Here is a 22,226-nt window from a genome sequence, read left to right as displayed (position 1 = left end):
ACTAAGATTTTTTCTCTATTAGATCGCTATATAAAGACTCTAAATCTTTGACGTATTGCTTAGTATTAAACAATGGTGTCGTGAATCGATTTGCTTCTTGTTTATTGCGTAACTCTATTAGTGCCTGTGGATCATTGGCTAGTTCTAGCGCTTTAGCAAAATACTCTTCTGGGGTTTTTGTAATCAACTCACCCATACCCAGAGCCGTCAACTGACTTGCGGCCACCCTACCCGCAAAGGTCTCGCCAATCTGTGTCAACACGGGTACTCCAGCCCATAAAGTATCAGCCGCAGTAGTATGCGCATTAAAGTGTGGAGTATCCAAAAATAGATCTGCTAAGCGAAGCCGACTTAAATGATCTATCCTTGCTGGAACTAGTTTGGCGAATACCAATCTATTCGGGTCGACTCCTAACTTTTGAGCATATTCTCGCAAATTTTGAATAGCTAAATCAGAAGGCTTTGATAACCAAAGCACGCTGCCAGAAACTTTTTTGAGTAAATTCATCCATATTGTAAAAATTTGCTGGGTTATTTTGTAGGAATTATTGAAACTTGCGAATATAAAGCCATCCGCAGGGAGGCCTTGGTCTACGCGCGTAGGAATCGGACCAAATTCTTGGGGGCTAAGCAAGGTATCTGCTGGAAAAAAAGAATTCGGCATATAGGCGAGTTTTTCAGAAAAGAACTTCTGATTCCACTCTGGGATGACAATTTGATCGGCGATTAAATAGTCATAAAAGCTAGCGCCTGACGTGCCTGCATAGCCCAGATAACTTAGTTGCAGAGGGGCAATTTTTCTAGCGAATAAACCTGTTCTAGCGCCAGCAGTATGTCCATTTAAGTCGACGGCAATATCGAGTCCCTGATCAACAACTTGCTTTTGAGCCTCAATATCATGAATGCCGAATAAATCAAATGTCTTATCGAAGGATCCCACCAGCCTACTCTCAAGGAAATCCCCAGATTTTTTACTTAAAAAGAATCCATAAATCTCAAAACGGGATCGATCATGAAGCTTAATTAAGTTTTCAATCAGGATGCCTACGGGATGCTCTTTGAAGTCAGACGAGAAATACCCAATCCTTATCTTTTGATTTCCAGACTTTTTTACACGATCAAATGTGGCGTCATTAATAAATGGTATGCGTTCGCGAAGGTATATTTGAGCCGCTTGATATTGCAATGCAAGGTTAGCGGATGTTTGAAGCAAAATAAAAGGCGGTACAGCTGGCTTGTTCTCGCTAACTGCTTTTAAAGCGATTGGCAATAAAACTTCGATGCTTTCCCAATTGCACTGAGTAGCGAGCGAGTTGATTAGCTGACCAATTAAGAATGGAATCTTTTGTTTAAGCTCAAACGCCTTAGAATAACTCTCCAAGGCTAACTCTCCCTGCTTTAGCTCTATTAAGCAATTTCCCTTATTAAACCATGCTTCCGCATAGTCGGGATTACACAATAATGATTGATCATGAGCTTTACATGCCTCATCAAAACGACCCAGATCAAAAAAAGCATTACCGTAATTAGTCCATGTTTCAGCATAAGTTGGATTTAGTTGTAGCGCTTTCTCAAAACAATTGATGGCGCTATCGGGATATCCTTGGTCAGCAAAGAGATTTCCCTTATTTGACCAAGCCAGAAAATAGCTAGGATCTAGTTGAATAGCCCTATCAAAAGCTAACTCTGCCTTTTTGTAGTGTCTATTTTTTGCATATGAAGTTCCTAAATCAGTTAATACCTGCACATTATTAGGAATTAACTTATTAAGCTTCTCAAATGATGCTACAGCTTCAGCATAAAACTCGGTTTGATGCTGCGCCTTTGCTAGATTCGTCAGTATTTCAGTATTTTTTGAATCAAGGGTTGCGGCTAATGCAAAAGGCTTAATTGACTCTGCAACACGACCTTGCATTGCCATGCATAGACCTTGAACTTGAAGGGCTACAAGATCTTTGGAGTTAACGCGTAGTATAGAGCGCGCTAAACGCTCAGCCGAATCAAGACGCTGATTTTGAAACTCCAGCAGCATCTGTTGGAGTAAGGGCGCATAAGGCTGAGCCATCCCCTAATGAGCCATGCAATTAGATTGCAGCAGCAATCGCTTTACCAAGGTCATCAGTTTTAGCAGTACCACCTAAATCTGGTGTTAATGGTGCATGACCAGGACCTACTGCTAATACTTTTTCAATTGCAGAGAAAATGGCATTACCGGCTTCTGGATAACCCAAGTGATCCAGCATCATCGCCCCACTCCAAATTTGTCCAATAGGATTGGCAATCATCTTGCCATAAATATCTGGTGCAGAACCATGAACCGGTTCAAATAATGATGGAAATTTACCTTCTGGATTAATGCTGCCTGATGGAGCGACTGCAATCGTACCAGTACAAGCTGGACCCAAATCCGACAAGATATCGCCAAATAAATTGCTGGCAACAACGACATCAAAACGATCTGGATTCATGACAAAATGCGCAGCCAGAATATCAATGTGATATTTATCAGTGCGGACATCAGCAAATTTCTTAGACATTGCTTCTACTCGCTCATCCCAGTAAGGCATGGTAATTGCAATACCGTTAGATTTCGTAGCTGAGGTAAGGTGTTTCTTTGGGCGACTCTGCGCTAGATCAAATGCGTACTGCAAAATACGATCAACGCCCTGTCTTGTAAAGATTGATTCCTGAATTACAAACTCGCGATCGGTATCAGGGAACATTTTTCCACCAACACTAGAATATTCGCCTTCGGTATTCTCTCGAACTACAAAGAAATCAATATCACCTGGTTTGCGATTAGCCAATGGGCAAGGAACGCCTGGTAATAAACGTACAGGACGTAAATTCACATATTGATCAAAGCCACGGCGGAATTGGATCAAGCTCCCCCACAAAGAAACGTGGTCAGGAAGAATGTCTGGCATTCCTACTGCGCCAAAGAAAATGGCGTCATACTTCATTAAAGTATCAAACCAATCATCGGGCATCATCTTGCCATGCTTGAGATAGTAGTCACAGCTTGCAAAATCAAAGTGATCGAACTGCATACCAATACCAAACTTTCGGTTAGCCGCCTCAAGAGCACGAACACCTTCTGGCATGACTTCTTTACCAATACCATCACCAGCAATTACTGCGATCTTAGGGTTTTTAAATATCTTTTTTGCGTTCATTTGTTCGTAGTCTCAAATATGATTATTGTTGGCGAATTATCGGTAGAAAAAACTCAATTTTACCCACTTATGGCTTAGCTAATGGCTCTGCGTATCTCATCTGGAGGTGCTTTGGCGCCCTTGCCAACGGAGTCACTGTCATAGTCAGTCGTATTCTCAATCGTCTCAGGAATGTCCTCTTGCATACGAATGTTGTCCTTAGGGCAAATGGGTGCCCCGTAGCTTGCCCATTTCTTGAGCAATGTGACCTCAAAACCGCATTGACCACATTTAGCCTTACTTCTACTAGCATTGCTGGGTCTTGGCGGCGGGAACACAATCGCTTGATGCGGATATGGCCCTAACTCCTGACTGATCATCATGAGTTTAACGGTCAACTCTTCTGTTGCATGAGCCATTCTGGCTGGCCCTTCAAGACCAACCGTTTGAGCAATTCCTTTGAAATCTTCCCCATGTCCACTGAAGCAATCATCGACCGCATGACAAAGCTCGTGAACCAAGGTATCAAGCAATTGAACAGGATCATCAATCTTTGGGGAAATGAAAATCTCATTTACGCCACCGCCAGAACGCTCTCTTGGCCAACATTGGCCTAGTGTCGTTCTAGGGCTGCTCGAGGCTGGAAACCCACAAGAAACCCTTACGGGTGGAATGGCATAGCCAGCTTTAGAAAATACGGGCTCAAGGTGTTTTACGGCATCCTCTAGCCAAGCTTCACGTACAGAATGTTGCTTCATTATTTAAAAATTTCAGAAAGATAGAAATCGGCAAGTGACGATCATGCGCCACCAAACATAGGTCAGACTTAAAGAGCGAGAAATCAGTCAAGCGTAATATGCGCTGACTTGATCGCTTTATTCCAATAAGGAAGTTCCTTTTTAACTAAGGCATCTGTTTGTGCAGGATTAAGGTAACGCAGTTCCACACCAGCAACATCGGCACGTTCTTTAACTTCAGGTAGTGCCAAGCTCTTCTTAACAGAGTCAGTCAACTTTGCGACGATTGGTGCAGGCGTACCCACTGGAGCAAATAAGCCAACCCAAGACTCCAATTGAAATGATGGCAAGCCCGCTTCGGCAGTTGTTGGAACATTTGGCATGCCTGGATGACGATTCTTACCTGTTACAGCCAGACCTTTGAGCTTGCCACTCTGAACATGTTGCATCACAGACGGAGGGGTTGAAATAAATACTTGCACTTGGCCTGCTAAAACATCCTGAATAGCTGGACCAGAGCCCTTGTATGGAACGTGGACCATATCAACACCCGTGGTCTGCTTAAACATTTCAGTACCAATGTGAGATACCGAGCCATTACCTTGTGAGGCATAGTTAAGTTTGCCTGGATTAGCCTTAGCATAGGCAATGAATTCTTTTAAGTTATTCACTGGTACAGATGGATGAACTGCAATGACATTGGTAGATACGGTAAGCAGTGCAATAGGTGAAAAATCTTTAATCGGATCCCAAGGCAACTTATCCATTAAAGCTGGGTTACCAACGTGATATCCAGAGTAGGAAATTAATAAGGTATATCCATCTGGTTTAGCATTTGCTACATATTGATAAGCAATATTTCCACTTGCGCCAGGTTTATTATCAACAACAATAGTTTGACCAATCACCCTTGTCAGCGGTTCGCTGAGCAAGCGTGCCGAGGTATCCACCAAGCCACCTGGAGGATTGGGAACAACTAGAGTAATAGGTCTATCCGGAAAGGATTGTGCGCCTGCTATACCGGTAACTGTGGCGATACCCAAAATTACCAATAGTTTTTTAGTGAAAGCAAATGTATTCATAGAATCTCCTGAGTACTTTTATTGTGTTATCTCTGGCCAACTTTAACGTTACCAAATACCGCTTGTGCTTCACGTGGCAAGCAACGCCAATATCTTTCGTTGGCATTCACTGTGCCCTCAAGCACAGCGGCTGCCTCCCAGCCCCAACGGGGTTTGTATAAGAATGCTCGAGCTAAAGCAATCAGATCAGCATCGCCTGTTTGCAATATCGCCTCAGCCTGATGGGGATCCGTAATCAGTCCAACAGTTATCGTTGGTAAACCAGATTGGTCTTTGACTATTTTTGCAAATGGCACTTGATAATTCGGTCCTAATGCAATTTTTTGATTTGGAGAAATACCGCCTGAGGATATGTGGACAAAGTCACATCCTAATGGTTTGAGTTTTTTTGCGAATTCAGCCGTCTCTTCGGGAGTCCAGCCCCCCTCGACCCAATCACTCGCAGAAATACGAATACCTAATACCCCCTGATAGGCCGCTCTTACTGCAGAAAATAATTCCAGCGGAAAGCGAATACGATTTTCAAATGAACCGCCGTATTCATCCTTGCGTTGATTGGCAATGGGAGATAAAAATTGATGCAATAAATAACCGTGAGCACCATGCAATTCAATACCATCAAGTCCGATACGATCAGAACGTTTGGCTGCCACGACAAATGCATCGATCAGATCTTTTAGCTCAGCTTTTGAGAGTTCATGCGGTAAACGCTCTCCATCGAGCTGTGGAATTGCTGAAGGAGCTAAGGTTTCCCAACCACCTTGATCAAGCGACAATAGCTGACCACCGTTCCAAGGGGTGGCACTTGATGCTTTACGTCCCGCATGAGCCAATTGAATAAATACTGGAGTAGCAGGCGCCAATTTACGGGCTCGACTCAATTTATCCTTTAAGGCGGTCTCGGTACGGTCATCCCACAACCCTAGGCATGCTGGAGTGATACGACCCTCTGGCGTTACCCCAGTTGCCTCAATAATGAACAAAGCAGCCCCACTATTCAATAAGTTTCCCCAATGCATCAGGTGCCAGTCTGTAGCTTCGCCATTGGAGGCAGAATATTGACACATGGGGGCGACGATGATGCGATTTGCAAGCTCTAGGGGTCCACGAGGGGAATTGAGTGTGTAGGGGGTAAATAAGAGGCTCATGGAAATGCCTTAAAAGTCGGGAAAGGGGGTCAAAATACTAAAATTGCCTTAAAGCGATAGAATACTAAAAAACAGAATAAACGAGACGGCAAGGTCGTGGAGGCAAACCAGCCCAGCGCCCTTTTTGACCCTAAAAATCAACAATACTTAATACAGAAGATTATGAACGCACCAAAAGCCTTTGAATCAAACGAAGATATCGGCCACTACGTAGGTGGCTCTGTTGTAAACCCTAAAGATGGTCGTTTTGCGGATGTGTACAACCCATCGAAGGGTGCGGTAGCCCGCCGAGTTGCTCTTGCTAGTCATAAGGAAGTTGACGCAGCAGTTGCAGTTGCACAAAAGGCTTTTGAGTCTTGGAGCCTAACTAGCCCACTGCGTCGTGCCCGCATTATGTTTAAGTATTTAGAGTTACTCAACGCGAATCGCGATGAATTAGCAGCCATCATTACAGCTGAACACGGCAAGGTATTTACCGATGCCCAAGGTGAAGTCACTCGCGGTATTGAAATCGTAGAATTTGCAACCGGCATTCCAGAGCTTCTCAAAGGCGAATACACCGAACAAGTATCCACTGATATTGATAATTGGGTGATGCGTCAACCTTTAGGCGTTGTTGCTGGTATTACACCATTTAACTTCCCGGTTATGGTTCCAATGTGGATGTTCCCAATGGCGATTGCTTGTGGCAATACCTTCATTCTCAAACCAAGCCCAACTGATCCATCTGCCTCTTTGTTCATGGCTAAGCTTCTAAAAGAAGCCGGTTTACCTGATGGCGTATTTAATGTGGTTCAAGGCGATAAAGAAGCGGTTGATGCCTTAATTGAAAATCCAGACGTCAAAGCAATTAGCTTTGTTGGATCGACCCCAATTGCAAACTATATTTATGAACGTTGCGCTCACTTTGGCAAACGCTCGCAAGCATTGGGTGGTGCTAAGAACCATATGGTCATCATGCCTGATGCAGACATCGATAAAGCCATTGATGCGTTGGTAGGCGCTGCTTACGGCTCAGCTGGTGAGCGTTGTATGGCCATCTCTGTAGCCGTATTGGTTGGTGATGTAGCTGAAAAAATCATGCCGAAGTTGATCGAGCGCACTAAGACGCTCAAAGTAAAGAACGGCATGGAGCTCGATGCAGAAATGGGTCCAATCGTCACCAAAGCTGCATTAGAGCGTATCACTGGTTACATTGATAGTGGCGTTGCCTCTGGCGCAAAATTGCTAGTAGATGGTCGTGGACTCAAGGTTCCCGGTAATGAGGGTGGATTCTTCCTGGGAGGTACATTGTTTGATAACGTCACGCCAGACATGAAGATTTACTTAGAAGAAATCTTTGGGCCTGTTTTATCTTGCTTGCGAGTTGCTAACTTTACTGAAGCCTTGAATTTGGTAAACGCTTGTGAGTTTGGCAATGGTGTTGCGTGCTTTACCAGCGATGGCAATATAGCCCGTGAATTTGCCCGCCGCGTTCAAGTTGGAATGGTTGGTATTAATGTGCCCATCCCAGTTCCAATGGCATGGCATGGCTTTGGTGGTTGGAAGAAATCCCTCTTCGGTGACATGCATGCTTATGGCAAAGAAGGCGTTCGCTTCTACACCAAACAAAAGAGCGTTATGCAACGTTGGCCTGAGAGCATTGCTAAAGGTGCAGAGTTTGTTATGCCGACTTCGAAGTAATAGACCTACTCCAAATAAAAATAGCGATCTGAGGATCGATATTTTTTTATCTAAGAATTGAAAGTTTTATTGAAGCGTATTTTTAAACGCCGGCAACAGCGGTACCGCTAAAACCTCAATACCCTCTTCCCTTAAAGATTCAGCCTCATCTAAGGTTGTTTGACCACGGATGCTGCGCTCCGGCGCTTCTTTGTAGTGAATCTTTCTAGCCTCTTCTGCAAACGAAGTTCCAACATCCTCAGATTTACCCATTAGCTCACGCATCCCCTTAAGGAATGCAGCTTGAACTTGTGCCTCTAAATGAGAATGGTCGTTTCCAGTTAAGGCAACCACATCACCACTTGATGAACCAATATCTTCATTTGGAACCGTTTTTGAAGATGCTAGCGCAGTGGAGGTAGATTTTGCAATATGAGGTGCCGAGGGCATACGGGTAATATGAGTGCTATCGCATACTGGGCAAGCCAGCATGCCCTTCTCTTGCTGTGCAAGGCAGTCCTCTTCAGAGGCAAACCAACCTTCAAAACGATGATCTAGAGGGCAAGCGAGGTTGTAGACTTTCATAAGACCTATATAAGGGCATAAACGCCAAATTCAATAGGCCCTATTTTAATAGGAATTGAATAATGCCTATTTGATTGGCATGGGACTGGTCAATCCTCGGCGATAGCGATCTAGCCAGTAGGCAGAAATCGTAGTTTTGACGTCCGTAATCTCGCCCCCTTCTATCCAGGCAATTAACTGCTCTAAAGGGGCTGCAAAGACATCTAAAAACTCTTCGTCGTCTAACTGACTTTTGCCAGCAACCAAGTCTTCAGCCAGATAGATATCAATGAATTCGGTTGAATAGGAAATCACCGGATGAATGCGGCGAATATAACTCCATTTCTTAGCGGTATAACCTGTTTCTTCTTCGAGCTCACGTTGCGCACAGAGTAAATGATCTTCACCAATCTCTAATTTACCAGCAGGAATTTCAATACAGGCTTTTGCTATTGGATAGCGATACTGACGCTCCAGAAGCACCCTTCCATCTTCTAATAAGGCCACTATTGCTACAGCACCAGGATGGGTTAAATACTCCCTTGCAGCGGTTTGTCCATCGGGTAAGCGCACCTGGTCACGCTTCATATTGAGAAAGATGCCGCCATAAATATCTTCACCGGAGATACGATCCTCTCTCAAGTGTTGATCGCCAGCAGGTAAATCTTGAAATGATTTTTCAGTCATAAAATTTTTTCGACATTGTCTAATTCAATTATCAATAAATCGTACAGAAAACGTATGTCATTTAAGTGTCATTACAACTTGATGCATCCGTATTAAATAATAAAGGCTCCCTAAGGAGCCTTTATCTGGGTGTGCCATGAATTTTACGAGCCTAGTAAGGTGCGACGCATTGCATCCAAGCAAACACTCATTAAACCAGCAGGAATAATGCCCAGCGCCAATACCAAGATAGTGTTCAAGCTCAACAAACCTTTAGCAAAACCAGAACCAGAAACTGTGACTTCATGACTAGGCTCATCGAAATACATAACCTTTACCACTCTCAGGTAGTAGAAAGCGCCGACCAAAGAAGCCATCACAGCAATGATTGCCAAGAAGGTATGCTCCGCATCTACTAAAGCCTCTAGAACACCTAATTTAGCCGCAAAACCGACTGTAGGCGGAATTCCGGCTAAGGAGAACATCATGACAAGTCCAATGAAAGCAAACCAGGGATGCTTCTTATTTAAACCCTTGAGACCTTCCAGAGTTTCACAGTCATATCCTTTGTGCGATAAAGCCATCAATAGACCGAAGGTACCCAAGGTTGTCAGCACATAAGTAATCACATAAAACACGGAAGCGCTAAAGGCATGATCGTCAAATACGGACAACATGCCCAACATCACGAATCCCATTTGCGCAATAGCAGAATAAGCAAGCATACGCTTGACGTTAGTTTGCGCAATCGCCGTAACGTTGCCAACTATCAATGACAGAATTGCAAGCAATACCAACATCGGCTGCCAGTCACCCATCAATGGCAAAAGTGTATTCACAAGCAAACGGAATAAGAGCGCAAATGCAGCCAACTTAGGAGCGCCTGCAATCATCAAAGTCACTGCAGTAGGAGCACCTTGATAAACGTCTGGAACCCACATATGAAATGGCACAACACCTAGCTTAAAGGCCAGTCCAGAAACAATGAATACCAAGCCAAAAGCCATCACCAAATGGTTTACACGAGGATCGGCTACCGTTTTAAAGATCTCAATCAGATCCAAAGAACCGGTTACGCCATAAAGCATGGACATACCATAGAGCAAGAAACCAGATGCCAATGCGCCTAATACGAAATACTTAATACCAGCTTCAACACTCTTTTCGCTGTTATGGCGCATGGCAACCAAGGCATAAGTAGGTAAAGCCATCAACTCTAGGCCAAGGTACAAAGTTAATAAATTAGCACCAGAGATCAATACCATCTGACCCAATAGCGCCAGCAATGCCAAGACGATAAAATCAGGACGGAATAAAGCGCGATCCTGTAAATACCGCTTAGAGTAAATCAAACTCACCAAAACAGCGCCACATGAACAGGCCTTAAGTAAGTTTGAGAGTGGGTCTGATTGAAATAAACCATTCATGGCCACCAGGGAAACGTCACCCATGCGACCAACAAATGCAAAAATCAGATAAATCAATAAGAGCAGTGAAAAGAAGTAAACAAAACCTACTCCGCGTGGAGTATGAAAAATATCTTGCTCAATACCTAGTGTAGTAGGTACTCTTTCGCGAACATAAACACTTGCTACCAATAAGAAGCAAGTGGCAAGGAGTAAAACGAGTTCCGGCAGGATGGCGTATAGGTCGAATGCTTGCATTTGCTTTTACTCAGAGTTTGCTAACAGCAACATGCTGTAGCAGATTAATTACCGCTGGATGAATAATGTCTGTAAATGGTTTTGGATACACACCCATTCCAATTACGCAGATCGTTAAGACAGCCATCATGAAATATTCACGGGCGTTGAGGTCTTTGAGCTCTTGTACATGGGCATTATTCATCGCACCAAAGAATACCCGCTTAACCATCCATAGAGAATACGCAGCACCAAGAATTAATGCCGTAGCAGCTAGGATACCGATCACAAAGTCATAATCAACTGCCGCCAAAATCACCATGAATTCGCCAACGAATCCTGAGGTAGCCGGTAATCCGCAGTTCGCCATCGCCATCAACACTGCAAAAGCAGTAAAGGCTGGCATACGATGCACTACACCACCGTAATCTGCAATTTGACGAGTATGCATACGGTCATATAGAACGCCGATAGACAAGAACATTGCACCGGCAACAAAGCCGTGAGAAATCATCTGAACTATGCCGCCCTCAATACCTAGTGGACTAAAGAGGAAGAATCCTAAGGTTACAAATCCCATATGCGCTACAGATGAATACGCTACAAGCTTTTTCATATCTTTTTGAACCAGCGCAACAGCGCCAACATAAATGACGGCAACTAAAGATAAGAAAATGACAAATGGGCCAAGATATTGGCTGGCATCTGGAGCAATTGGCAAAGAGAAGCGCAGGAAACCATATGCGCCAAGCTTTAACATAATTGCAGCCAACACAACCGATCCACCGGTAGGCGCTTCAACGTGAACATCTGGCAACCAAGTATGGAGAGGCCACATTGGAACCTTCACAGCAAAGGCCATAAAGAAAGCGGCAAACAACAAAATCTGTTCAACAATATCTAGACGGGCGTTTTGCCAAGCCAAGATATCAAAAGTATTTGTAACGTTGTAGAGGTACAGCATTGCAACCAAGGTTAGCAATGAGCCAAGCAAGGTATACAAGAAAAACTTAAAGGCGGCATAAATACGGTTATGACCACCCCATACACCAATGATGATGTACATCGGGATCAACGTTGCCTCGAAGAATACATAGAACAACAAGGCGTCTAAAGCACAGAAAACACCAATCATTAGTCCCGAAAGAATCATGAATGAAGCCATGTACTGGGAAACCTTGGTATCAATCACTTCCCAGGCGGCAATCACAACAAAGATGTTAATAAATGCTGTTAAAACAATGAACCAAACTGAAATACCATCAATACCAAGGTAGTAATTAATGTCGTAACGAGGAATCCAACTAAACTTTTCAACAAACTGCATACCCGCATTAGCAATATCAAAGTTGATCACCAAAGGCAAAGTTGCGATAAAGCCAATAACAGCACCGATTAGGGCCAACCAGCGCACTCCAGCAGATGGCTTTTCAGACCCATAAAACAAAATAATGAGTCCAAAAATAATCGGGGTCCAAATGGCGTAAGAAAGAGTCATAGTGGCTTCTTAAGTAACAAAGGCCTATCTAACAAAAGGCAGGTAAGCATACAAAACCCAGGCCAACAATACCGCTAAGCCTGCAATCATTGCAAAAGCATAGTGATACACATAACCGGATTGCAAATGGCGAATGACACCAGCAAAGCGTCCAACTGAATGTGCGCTGCCGTTAACAAAGAAACCGTCGATCACTTTTTGATCGCCGCGATGCCACAAGAAGCTTCCAATCCAGATCAGACCCTTGGCAAACACTGCTTGGTTTAAGTCATCTAAGTAGTACTTGTTATCAAAAAGTTTCTTAATAGGGGCAAAAGCCTCAGCAAATTTTGCTGGTAATTTGGGAGCCCATAAATAACCAATTGCCGCTGTCAACACGCCAAGTAAAACGAGACCTAATACTGGCGAAGTAAATGCATGAATTGCCATCGCTATTGGGCCATGAAACTCTTCTTCAAGCTCCTTCATGACGGGATGACGAGCTAAATCGATAAAGATTGAATCCCCAAAGTAAGTACCAAACAAGAGTGGTGAAATTGTGTAGAAACCAATAATCACAGAGGGAATAGCTAAGAGAATCAATGGCAAAGTCACTACCAATGGGGACTCGTGTGGCTTCTCTCCGGGAGCTAAACCATGGTGGGCGTGATCATCGCCCTGCTCTGCATGATCATGATGGTGATCATGTGAATCTGCATGACCCCAACGGGCCTTGCCGTGGAATACCCAGAAATACAGTCGGAAAGAATACAAAGCCGTCACAAATACACTTGCCATTACTGCAAAGTAAGCAAATCCTGAGCCAGGAATATGACTTGCTGCAACAGCCTCAATGATGGAATCTTTTGAGTAAAAGCCGGAGAAGAACGGTGTACCAATTAACGCCAAGTTACCCAAGAGCATCATTAGGCAAGTTATTGGCATGTATTTCCACAAGCCACCCATCTTGCGCATATCTTGCTCGTGGTGCATACCCAAAATAACGCTACCGGCAGCAAGGAACAAGAGTGCCTTAAAGAATGCATGCGTCATCAAGTGAAAAATTGCTACTGGGTAAGCGGATACACCCAAGGCAACAGTCATGTAACCCAATTGAGACAATGTTGAATAAGCAACTACACGCTTGATATCGTTTTGTACGATGCCCAAGAAACCCATGAATAAGGCTGTAATTGAGCCAATTACCAAGATAAAGCTCAAAGCAACATCTGAGAGCTCAAATAGCGGTGACATCCGTGACACCATAAAGATGCCAGCTGTAACCATGGTTGCTGCGTGAATCAATGCAGAAATAGGGGTTGGACCTTCCATGGAATCTGGAAGCCATACATGCAATGGGAATTGCGCTGATTTACCCATGGCGCCAATAAACAAACAAATGCATGCCACTGTTACCAGGTTCCAACTTGTCCCTGGCAAAGTTTGTGCTGCCAACGCAGCATTTTGCGAGAAGATCACGTCATATTGCATAGACCCTGTGCTTGCTAGCAATAGACCAATACCTAGGATGAAGCCAAAGTCACCAACACGGTTAACTAAGAAGGCTTTCATATTGGCAAACACTGCCGATTGACGCTCGAAGTAGAAGCCAATCAATAAATAGGACACCACACCCACCGCTTCCCAACCAAAGAAAAGCTGCAAAAGGTTGTTACTCATTACCAACATCAACATGGCAAAAGTAAACAATGAGATGTATGAGAAGAAGCGGTTATAGCCTTCTTCACCATGCATATAGCCAATCGTGTAAATATGAACCATTAGCGACACAAAGGTCACTACACACATCATGGTTGCTGTTAATGGATCAATTAAGAAGCCAATATCTAAATTGAGCTCACCTAGTTGCATCCAACGATATACGGTACCGTTGAAATAGAAGCCATCCATTACCTGGGATAACACATTGCAAGATAAAACGAAGGCAATAGTTACACCCAAGATGGTCACAAATTGGCTTGCTCCATGACCAATGCGGTTACCACCTAATTTGGTGCCAAAGAAGCCAGCAATGATTGAGCCCACCAATGGCGCCAATGGAATGGCACAGAGAACAGGAATATTTAAGGTCAATTGCATGACTAGCCTTTAAGGTGGTCAAGATCTTCGGCGTTAATCGTGTCAACCTTACGGAAGAGCACAACTAAGATTGCCAAGCCGATAGCCGCTTCAGCAGCTGCCACAGTCAAAATAAAGAATACGAATACTTGACCTGCCATGTCACCCAAATAATGTGAAAAGGCAACAAAGTTCATATTGACTGAGAGAAGCATCAATTCGATTGCCATTAAAAGCACGATGACATTCTTACGATTCAAGAAAATACCGATAACGCTCGTTGCGAACAAGATCGCGCTAAGCACTAAGTAGTGAGCTAGAGTGATGTTCATCATTTCTTTTCTCCCCTAGCATCTTGCTTTGCAGCCATATCAGAGCCCATCTTCACGATACGCATCCGATCAGCCGCTACCACATTTACTTGCTCATGAATATTCTGTGATTTTGAGTCTTTGCGATTACGCAGTGTCAAAGCGACTGCAGCAATGATCGCTACTAACAAGATCACACCGGCAACTTCAAAGGCATAAACATATTCACCAAAAATTAACATGCCCAAAGCTTGGGTATTATTTGCCATTACTTCTTCTGGCATCGGTTGTACTGGCGCGTTAGTTCCGATAAAACTACGAATAATCACGATCGATAATTCAAGAACAATCACAGCACCCATTAAGAAGGCGACAGGCAGAAATTTCTTGAAATCACGGCGAAGATGCTCAAGATCTAAGTCGAGCATCATCACTACGAATAAGAATAGAACCATCACAGCGCCAACATAAACCAAAATCAATGCGAGGCTTAAGAATTCTGCTTTGAGCAACATCCACAAGCCAGAGGCGCAGAAGAAAGCTAGAACCAAGAATAGTGCTGCATGCACAGGATTGCGAGCCGTTATCACGCGCAATGCAGAAATCACTAACAAGCCTGCAAAGCCGTAGAAGAAAACAGCGAATAATGTAGATGGATCGAATGTCATAATAATTTGTGCTCTATTCGATTAACGATAAGGTGCGTCAGCAGCACGATTAGCGGCAATATCTTTTTCGTACTTATCGCCAACAGCCAAAAGCATTTCTTTAGTAAAGTACAGATCGCCACGCTTATCACCGAAATACTCAAAAATATTCGTTTCAACGATAGCATCAACCGGACAAGCTTCTTCACAGAAACCACAGAAAATACACTTCGTTAAGTCGATGTCATAACGGGATGTACGACGCGTACCGTCATCACGCTCTGCTGTCTCAATGGTGATTGCATATGCTGGGCATACTGCCTCACATAATTTGCAACCGATGCAACGCTCTTCACCATTTTCATAGCGGCGCAAAGCGTGCAAGCCGCGGAATCGACTTGATAACGGCGTCTTCTCATCAGGGTATTGAACGGTGATTTTTGGCTTAAAGAGATATCGACCAGTAATCGACATACCTGTCAAGATGTCTTTAAGCATCAAGCTATCGAGGAATTGGGAAATTTTCTTAAACATGATTGATCAACTTATTTCCAGATATTCCATGGGGATACGACCCAAGCGCCGATAACAACCACCCAGAAGACTGAGATGGGGATAAAGATCTTCCAGCCCAAGCGCATAATCTGGTCGTAACGGTAGCGTGGCAATGTAGCACGCAACCAGATCACACAAGATAACAGGAAGAATGTTTTGCCAAATAGCCAGAAGAAACCTGGAATGTCGCGAAAGATAGGCAAATCGACAATGGGCAACCATCCACCCAAGAACATGATGGAGGCAACAGCAGCGATCAAAATCATGTTGGCGTATTCAGCCAAGAAGAACATTGCAAACGACATTCCTGAATACTCAACCATGTGTCCTGCAACAATCTCAGACTCGCCTTCCACCACATCAAATGGATGACGGTTTGTCTCAGCAACACCTGAAATGAAATAGATCAAGAACATTGGTAGCAGTGGTAACCAATTCCAGGATAGGAAGTTCAAACCCATATGTGCGAAATAACCATGCTCCTGAGAAGCCACAATCGCGCTTAAGTTCAAAGAGCCTGAAGTTATCAATACGGTGACCAATGCAAAGCCCATAGCGATTTCATAAGAAATCATTTGAGCCGATGCGCGCATTGCGCCAAGAAATGGATATTTAGAGTTGGACGACCATCCCGCAAGAATTACGCCGTACACACCAATCGATGAAATCGCCATGATGTACAAAAGGCCAGCATTAACATCAGCCAACACCATTTTTGCCTGGAATGGAATTACTGCCCATGCTGCAAATGCAGGCATGATCACCATAATCGGCGCAATGAAATACAGCACTTTGCTTGCTTGCGCTGGGGAGATGATCTCCTTCATCAAGAGCTTTAATGCATCAGCAATGGGTTGAAGCAAGCCCAAAGGACCAACACGGTTTGGTCCAAGACGAATGTGCATCCAACCAATTAACTTCCGCTCCCAGAGCGTCAAGTAAGCCACACAACCAAACATTGGCAGCACAATAATGACAATACGGACTAAAGCCCAAACAAGCGGCCACAGGGAGCCAAAGATAGCCTCGCCTTGAGTCGTAATGAGGTTCAAGAAATTATCCATCTCGCCCCTTATGTCTTGATAACAGTTACAGGACCAAACATAGATCCTAGTTTGGCACTGGCCACAGTGCCTGCAGAAATTCTCACGGCACCTTCTGCTAAATTCACTTCAAGAGTGGCTGGTAAAGCAACAGAATGATTGCCCTGACTTACTTGCACAGCATCGCCCTCTTTCAAGCCAAGCGCATTAAAGAGTTTCTGACCTAGTCCGACTTGATTACCCCGTTTTGCATCACGAGTTAATTGCAATGCAGATGAGCGGCGCACAATTTGATCACCAGCATAGATATTCACATCAGACAAACGCTCGAGACCATTTAATGGGGCCACGGTTCCATTGGCTACAGAATTAGCAGCAGATTGATTGTTCAATCGTGTGCAGTAGTTATCACCCAAAGCCTCACCAAGCACTTCTTCTGGTAAGTTATAGAGGAAACCATCCAAATTCAACAGCCCACCAAGTACCCGCAAGACTTTCCACGCTGGACGTGAATCAGCCAAAGGCTTCACTGCTGGCTGGATAGTTTGCGCCCTACCTTCAGCATTGACAAATGTAGATACTGTCTCAGTAAACGGTGTGATGGGCAGAATAACATCTGCAACTTCAAGCAAGTCAGCTGACTTGTACGCACTCAAAGCAATTACCGTATTTGCCATTGCCAAAGCGGCGCGTGCTTGCTCTGGATTAGGCAGATCAGAATCTGGCTCGATGTTCATCAATAGGACGGCACGACGATCGCCCGACAATACTGATTCAATACCAGCGCCATTGGCATTTACTAAAGATGCACCAACTGCATTGCCACCTACTGGTAAGAAGCCTAAGGTTGCACCAGTTTGCTCAGCAATAAATTGTGCCAAGACATGCAAATCAGATGAATGGGGATGCGCAATAGCGGCTGAACCAATCAATACTGCTGCAGTAGAGCCTGAGAGCAAGCTGTCCGCAATCTTTTGTGCTGGTGCAGACACAGGTAAATTAAAAGTTCCGACAGGAGCAGAAACAGATTTCGCTTTTGCTATTGCCAAAGCAACTTCACTCAAAGCATTGAGCCATGCACTAGGAGCAGCAGCAATTCCAGTAGCTGTAATTAACCAATCATCACCACCTGCATCAACACGAGAAACTTGGAGACCACGTTTGGTGGCAGTGCGCAAGCGCGCTGCCAGGACTGGTTGATCCTTACGCAAGAAGCTACCGATGACTAGTGCGCGATCCAAAGTACTCAACTTAGCAATAGGCATGCCCAACCAAGGAGCAGTTGCTGCACCAGCAATATCAGTTTGACGTAAACGGGTCTCTACCTGGTTTGAGCCTAAGCCACGAACGATCTTTTGTAAGAGGTGTAATTCTTCAGTGCTAGAGATTGGATGAGCTAATGCACCAATAGACTGCGGACCACTCTCAGAGGAAATAGTCTTCAATGAGTGGGCAACATAATCCAAGGCCGATTGCCAATCCGTTTCCAGCCATTGGCCGCCCTGCTTCACCATTGGTGTAGTGATGCGGTCTTTACTATTCAAGCCTTCATATGCAAAGCGATCACGATCGCTAATCCAACACTCGTTGATCTCTTCATTGTCCAAAGCAACTACACGCATTACTTTGTTAGCTTTAGTTTGTACAGTTGTATTTGCACCTAAGCTGTCGTGCGGACTTACGGAACGCTTGCGTCCCAATTCCCATGTTCGAGCTTCGTAACGGAATGGCTTGCTTGTTAATGCACCCACTGGACATAAATCAATCATATTTCCAGATAACTCTGAATCCACGGTTTGACCAACGAATGTGGTGATTTCAGAATGCTCGCCACGGTTAATCATGCCAAGCTCCATAACACCAGCAACTTCTTGACCGAAACGGACACAGCGAGTGCAGTGAATACAACGACTCATCTCTTGCATTGAGATGAGTGGACCCACATTTTTATGGAAGACAACACGCTTCTCTTCGTCGTAGCGTGAATTCGATTTTCCGTAACCCACTGCTAAGTCCTGTAATTGGCACTCGCCGCCTTGGTCGCAAATTGGGCAATCCAATGGGTGGTTAATCAGCAAGAACTCCATGACTGAGCGCTGTGCTTCAACCGCTTTAGCCGAATGCGTAAACACCTTCATACCTTGGGTTACTGGTGTTGCACAGGCTGGCAAAGGTTTGGGCGCCTTTTCCACCTCAACCAGACACATACGACAGTTTGCTGCGATGGATAACTTCTTGTGATAGCAGAAATGCGGAACGTAAGTGCCCAACTTGTTCGCGGCGTGCATCACCATCGAACCTTGCGGAACTTCTACCGTCTTACCATCTAATTCGATTTCTACCATGCTCACTTTAAGATGTCCCGTGCTCAATAACTTATAAAGGTTTTGCAGAATCTAAGCAGCGCTTATGTTCTACGTGATACGCAAATTCATCCATGTAATGCTTCAACATGCCACGTACTGGCATCGCAGCTGCATCACCCAATGCACAAATCGTGCGACCTTGAATATTGGCCGCTACATCGTTGAGCAAATCTAAATCTTCAGGGCGACCTTGACCGTGTTCAATGCGGTGAACAATGCGCCATAGCCAGCCAGTACCTTCGCGGCATGGGGTACATTGACCACAAGATTCTTCGTGATAGAAATAAGAAAGGCGCTCGAGTGCGCGAACCATACAGCGGGTTTCATTCATGACGATGACCGCACCAGAACCTAACATCGAACCTGCTTTAGCGATACTGTCGTAATCCATGGTCAGATCCATCATCTGTGCACCAGGAATAACAGGAGCAGATGAACCGCCAGGTATAACAGCCTTAATCGACTTACCATCACGCATTCCACCAGCAAGCTTTAAGAGCTCAGCAAATGGTGTACCTAATGGAATCTCATAGTTTCCTGGATGCACTACGTCACCGGATACTGAGAAAATCTTAGTACCGCCATTGTTTGGCTTGCCAAGATCTAAATAGGCTTGACCGCCAATTGCCAATACAAATGGCACAGCAGCAAATGTTTCAGTGTTATTAATCGTGGTTGGTTTGCCATACAAACCAAAACTTGCGGGAAAAGGTGGCTTAAAGCGTGGCTGACCTTTTTTGCCCTCTAAAGATTCAAGCAAAGCAGTTTCTTCACCACAGATATATGCACCCCAGCCTGGAGCTGCATGCAATTGGAATGAGAAATCACTGCCTAAAATTTTGTCGCCCAAGTAACCAGAAGCACGTGCTTCTTCCAGGGCTTCTTCAAAGCGAGAATACACTTCCCATATTTCGCCGTGAATGTAGTTATAGCCTGTCGTAATACCCATGGTGTATGCACCAATGATCATGCCTTCAATCAAAGCATGTGGGTTGTAACGCATGATGTCACGGTCTTTAAACGTACCAGGCTCACCTTCGTCACTATTACAAACTAAATATTTTTGACCTGGAAATTGGCGTGGCATGAAGCTCCACTTCAATCCCGTTGGGAAGCCTGCACCACCACGACCACGCAGTGATGAAGCCTTTAATTCAGCGATGATGGCATCTGGCGCAACCTTGTCATTAATCAAACGACGTAACTGTTGATAACCACCACGGCTCTCGTAATCTTTTAAACGCCAGTTATCACCATTCAATCCTGCAAGGATCAAAGGCTTAATGTGGCGATCGTGCAAGCTGGTCATGCTACTTTCCCTTCTGCACGTAGCTCATTTAATAGAGCGTCAATCTTTTCTTTACTCATAAAGCTACACATGCGCTTGTCATTCACCAGCATTACTGGTGAATCGCCGCATGCACCCATGCACTCACCCTCTTTTAAAGTAAAGGTGCCACATGGAGTAGTTTCGTTGTAGCCTATACCCAAGGTTTCTTTTAAGTAAGTTGCTGCAGTTTCGCCATGAGTTAATTGGCATGGCAAGTTTGTGCAGATGACTAACTTATACTTACCGATGGGTTTGGTGTTGTACATGTTGTAGAAAGTTGCTACTTCCTCAACTGCGATCGTAGGCATTTCTAAAATTTGCGCTACGGTAGCGATCACTTCTGGTGAAACCCAACCGACTTCAGTCTGAGCGGCAATCAATGAAGCCATCACAGCAGACTGCTTTTGCTCTGGTGGATACTTAGCGACGTTACGGGCAATATCAGCCAGCGTTTTGTCGGATAGTTGAAGAGTTGTTGTCATTAAATAATCCTTGGCACGCTTAATTAGCGGTCAATCTCCCCGAACACAATATCCTGTGTACCAATAATGGTTACGGCATCAGCCAACATATGGCCACGTGACATCTCATCCATTGCGGAAAGATGCACAAATCCTGGAGCACGAATCTTCATGCGGTATGGCTTGTTAGCACCATCAGAAATTAAGTAAATGCCAAACTCACCTTTTGGATGCTCAACGGCTGAGTAAGCCTCCCCATCGGGAACGTGAATACCTTCTGTAAATAATTTGAAGTGATGAATCAATTCTTCCATATTAGTCTTCATATCCACACGCTTCGGTGGAGCAACCTTATGGTTGTCACTCATGACAGGGCCTGGATTTGCCTTTAACCAAGCAACACATTGCTTGATAATGCGATTGGATTGACGCATCTCTTCCATGCGCACTAAATAACGATCGTATGAATCGCCATTAACGCCTACTGGAATATCAAAGTCGAGTCGGTCATAGACTTCGTATGGCTGTTTCTTACGCAAATCCCACTCGATACCTGAACCACGTAACATTGGGCCAGTAAAGCCGAGTTGCAAGGCGCGCTCGGGAGTCACGATACCGATATTGACTAAACGTTGCTTCCAAATACGGTTGTCGGTAAGTAAGTTGCAATATTCATCAACGTTTGCATCAAAGCCATTCGTAAATTGCTCAATGAAATCTAGCAATGTCCCGCTACGGTTTTCATTCAAACGCTTCACAGCGGAAGCGCTGCGAATCTTAGACTTATCGTACTGAGCCATTTGATCAGGCAAGTCACGATACACACCACCTGGGCGATAGTAAGCTGCGTGCATACGAGCGCCTGATACCGCTTCGTACATATCAAAAATATCTTCACGATCGCGGAAGGCGTACAGGAAAACTGCCATCGCACCAACGTCAAGACCGTGACAACCAATCCAAAGCAAGTGATTCAATAAACGCGTGAGCTCATCGTACATGACACGGATGTATTGAGCGCGCAATGGAACATCGACTTGTAATAACTTTTCAATAGCCATGACATAAGCATGCTCATTGGACATCATGGACACATAGTCCAAGCGATCCATATAAGGAACGTTTTGAATCCAAGTACGAGTCTCGGCCAGCTTCTCAGTTGCACGATGCAACAGACCAATATGCGGATCAGCGCGCTGTATAACTTCACCATCCAACTCCAGCACTAAGCGCAATACGCCGTGTGCCGCAGGATGCTGAGGACCGAAATTGAGGGTGTAGTTCTTAATTTGTGCCATGA

19 protein-coding genes are annotated in these 22,226 nt (G+C 44.5%); 1 reads left to right on the top strand and 18 read right to left on the bottom strand.

The annotated features are described in order from the left end of the window. Position 1: 1 nt before the first annotated feature. The 5 genes from A8O14_RS04840 to A8O14_RS04820 all read right to left on the bottom strand — a co-directional run bounded on the left by A8O14_RS04840 (position 2) and on the right by A8O14_RS04820 (position 6,122). Positions 2-2,065, bottom strand: a complete 2,064-nt coding sequence (locus tag A8O14_RS04840; protein ID WP_068948493.1) for an O-linked N-acetylglucosamine transferase, SPINDLY family protein — start codon at positions 2,063-2,065, stop codon at positions 2-4. A gap of 19 nt (positions 2,066-2,084) precedes the next feature. Beyond that, complete coding sequence (locus A8O14_RS04835; protein ID WP_068948492.1) at positions 2,085-3,176, bottom strand: tartrate dehydrogenase; 1,092 nt, start codon at positions 3,174-3,176, stop codon at positions 2,085-2,087. A 74-nt stretch (positions 3,177-3,250) separates the two neighbouring features. Then, on the bottom strand, positions 3,251-3,913 hold the full coding sequence (locus A8O14_RS04830; RefSeq protein WP_068948491.1) for a SprT family zinc-dependent metalloprotease: 663 nt from the start codon (positions 3,911-3,913) through the stop codon (positions 3,251-3,253). Between the two features lie 83 nt (positions 3,914-3,996). Then, entirely contained in the window at positions 3,997-4,974 is a 978-nt protein-coding gene (locus tag A8O14_RS04825; protein ID WP_068948490.1) for a Bug family tripartite tricarboxylate transporter substrate binding protein, read from the bottom strand. A 26-nt stretch (positions 4,975-5,000) separates the two neighbouring features. After that, positions 5,001-6,122 (bottom strand): NADH:flavin oxidoreductase/NADH oxidase, encoded by a 1,122-nt coding sequence (locus tag A8O14_RS04820; protein WP_068948489.1) that lies wholly within the window; start codon positions 6,120-6,122, stop codon positions 5,001-5,003. 162 nt (positions 6,123-6,284) lie between these two features. Between A8O14_RS04820 and A8O14_RS04815 the strand changes: the two genes are divergently transcribed. Continuing rightward, positions 6,285-7,805, top strand: a complete 1,521-nt coding sequence (locus A8O14_RS04815) for a CoA-acylating methylmalonate-semialdehyde dehydrogenase (protein WP_068948488.1) — start codon at positions 6,285-6,287, stop codon at positions 7,803-7,805. 66 nt (positions 7,806-7,871) lie between these two features. On the opposite strand, the gene A8O14_RS04810 is transcribed toward A8O14_RS04815, so the two are convergent. The 13 genes from A8O14_RS04810 to A8O14_RS04750 all read right to left on the bottom strand — a co-directional run bounded on the left by A8O14_RS04810 (position 7,872) and on the right by A8O14_RS04750 (position 22,224). Further along, positions 7,872-8,369, bottom strand: a complete 498-nt coding sequence (locus A8O14_RS04810) for a DUF1178 family protein (protein WP_068948487.1) — start codon at positions 8,367-8,369, stop codon at positions 7,872-7,874. A gap of 66 nt (positions 8,370-8,435) precedes the next feature. Next, a complete protein-coding gene (locus A8O14_RS04805; protein WP_068948486.1) occupies positions 8,436-9,035 on the bottom strand; it encodes an NUDIX domain-containing protein in 600 nt (199 codons plus the stop codon). 143 nt (positions 9,036-9,178) lie between these two features. Beyond that, a complete protein-coding gene (gene nuoN, locus A8O14_RS04800; protein WP_068948485.1) occupies positions 9,179-10,678 on the bottom strand; it encodes an NADH-quinone oxidoreductase subunit NuoN in 1,500 nt (499 codons plus the stop codon). A 10-nt stretch (positions 10,679-10,688) separates the two neighbouring features. Further along, complete coding sequence (locus A8O14_RS04795) at positions 10,689-12,155, bottom strand: NADH-quinone oxidoreductase subunit M (protein ID WP_068948484.1); 1,467 nt, start codon at positions 12,153-12,155, stop codon at positions 10,689-10,691. 24 nt (positions 12,156-12,179) lie between these two features. Then, the gene (nuoL, locus tag A8O14_RS04790) at positions 12,180-14,234 is read right to left on the bottom strand and encodes an NADH-quinone oxidoreductase subunit L (RefSeq protein ID WP_068948483.1); all 2,055 of its coding nucleotides are present in this window, start codon (positions 14,232-14,234) and stop codon (positions 12,180-12,182) included. A gap of 2 nt (positions 14,235-14,236) precedes the next feature. After that, positions 14,237-14,548: an NADH-quinone oxidoreductase subunit NuoK gene (gene nuoK / locus A8O14_RS04785; protein ID WP_191904674.1), complete on the bottom strand. Its 312-nt coding sequence runs from the start codon at positions 14,546-14,548 to the stop codon at positions 14,237-14,239. Next, positions 14,545-15,192, bottom strand: coding sequence for an NADH-quinone oxidoreductase subunit J (locus A8O14_RS04780; protein WP_068948482.1), 648 nt, complete (start codon positions 15,190-15,192; stop codon positions 14,545-14,547). Before A8O14_RS04780 ends, nuoK begins: the two co-directional genes overlap by 4 nt. 21 nt (positions 15,193-15,213) lie before the next feature. Next, on the bottom strand, positions 15,214-15,705 hold the full coding sequence (gene nuoI, locus A8O14_RS04775; protein ID WP_068948481.1) for an NADH-quinone oxidoreductase subunit NuoI: 492 nt from the start codon (positions 15,703-15,705) through the stop codon (positions 15,214-15,216). 11 nt (positions 15,706-15,716) lie between these two features. After that, the gene (gene nuoH / locus A8O14_RS04770) at positions 15,717-16,790 is read right to left on the bottom strand and encodes an NADH-quinone oxidoreductase subunit NuoH (protein WP_068948480.1); all 1,074 of its coding nucleotides are present in this window, start codon (positions 16,788-16,790) and stop codon (positions 15,717-15,719) included. Between the two features lie 8 nt (positions 16,791-16,798). Continuing rightward, positions 16,799-19,114 carry an NADH-quinone oxidoreductase subunit NuoG gene (gene nuoG / locus A8O14_RS04765; protein WP_068948479.1) on the bottom strand — a complete coding sequence of 772 codons (2,316 nt, stop codon included), beginning with the start codon at positions 19,112-19,114 and terminating at the stop codon, positions 16,799-16,801. Positions 19,115-19,145: 31 nt separating this feature from the next. Then, a complete protein-coding gene (nuoF, locus tag A8O14_RS04760; protein ID WP_068948478.1) occupies positions 19,146-20,444 on the bottom strand; it encodes an NADH-quinone oxidoreductase subunit NuoF in 1,299 nt (432 codons plus the stop codon). Continuing rightward, positions 20,441-20,947 (bottom strand): NADH-quinone oxidoreductase subunit NuoE, encoded by a 507-nt coding sequence (gene nuoE, locus A8O14_RS04755; protein WP_068948477.1) that lies wholly within the window; start codon positions 20,945-20,947, stop codon positions 20,441-20,443. The genes nuoF and nuoE overlap by 4 nt, the downstream gene beginning before the upstream one ends. A gap of 23 nt (positions 20,948-20,970) precedes the next feature. Next, a complete protein-coding gene (locus A8O14_RS04750; RefSeq protein WP_068948476.1) occupies positions 20,971-22,224 on the bottom strand; it encodes an NADH-quinone oxidoreductase subunit D in 1,254 nt (417 codons plus the stop codon). Between the last annotated feature and the right edge of the window lie 2 nt (positions 22,225-22,226).

This window comes from Polynucleobacter wuianus (genome assembly GCF_001659725.1).
Taxonomy (GTDB): Bacteria; Pseudomonadota; Gammaproteobacteria; order Burkholderiales; family Burkholderiaceae; genus Polynucleobacter; species Polynucleobacter wuianus.
This window is presented reverse-complemented; position numbering and strand designations above follow the sequence as displayed.